This is a genomic window from Mesorhizobium sp. M2A.F.Ca.ET.067.02.1.1 (assembly GCF_004023285.1).
Lineage (GTDB): Bacteria > Pseudomonadota > Alphaproteobacteria > Rhizobiales > Rhizobiaceae > Mesorhizobium.
This window is the reverse complement of record NZ_RZSB01001323.1, coordinates 1-717: the sequence shown is the minus strand read 5'-3', so window position 1 is coordinate 717 and position 717 is coordinate 1. Positions and strand designations below refer to the sequence as shown.

Annotated in this window: 2 protein-coding genes; both read left to right on the top strand. The window is 66.5% G+C overall.

The annotated features are described in order from the left end of the window. On the top strand, positions 1–283 hold a 283-nt coding region (locus tag EOA28_RS37595; RefSeq protein ID WP_189342425.1), incomplete at its 5' end, for a MotA/TolQ/ExbB proton channel family protein. A 5-nt stretch (positions 284–288) separates the two neighbouring features. Next, on the top strand, positions 289–717 hold a 429-nt coding region (gene exbD, locus EOA28_RS37590; protein ID WP_128315937.1), incomplete at its 3' end, for a TonB system transport protein ExbD.

Below are 717 nucleotides of genomic sequence, written 5' to 3'. Positions count from 1 at the left end.
GTTCGGCACCGTCTGGGGCATCATGAACGCCTTCATCGGTATCTCGCAGGCGCAGACCACCAACCTCGCCGTGGTGGCGCCGGGCATCGCCGAGGCGCTGCTTGCGACCGCGATGGGCCTTGTCGCGGCCATCCCGGCGGTCGTCATCTACAACGTCTTCGCGCGCTCGATAGCCGGCTACAAACAGATCCTCGCCGACGCCTCAGCCGGCGTCGAGCGGCTGGTCAGCCGCGACCTCGATTTCCGCACGGTGCCGCCGGCAGCGGCGATGGCGGCGGAGTAGCGGCGATGGCGGCGCGGATTCGCGAGACCTCCGGCGACGATCTTGAGGAAAGCCACGACATCAACGTCACGCCATTCATCGACGTGATCCTGGTGCTTCTGATCATCTTCATGGTCGCGGCACCCCTCGCCACCGTCGATGTCAATGTCGACTTGCCCGGATCGACGGCGACGCCGGCGCCGCGGCCCGAGACACCTTTGTTCCTGACGCTGAAAAGCGATCTGACGCTGGCGATCGGCAATGACAGCGTGCCGCGTCCGGCCTTTGCCGGGATGCTCGACAGCCGCACCAAGGGCGACAAGCAGACGCGCATCTTCCTGCGCGCCGACAAGACGGTCGGCTATGGCGACCTGATGGAGGTCATGAACCTCTTGCGCGCCGCCGGCTATCTGAAGGTCGCGCTGGTCGGGCTGGAAACGGCGGGGGGGGATGGG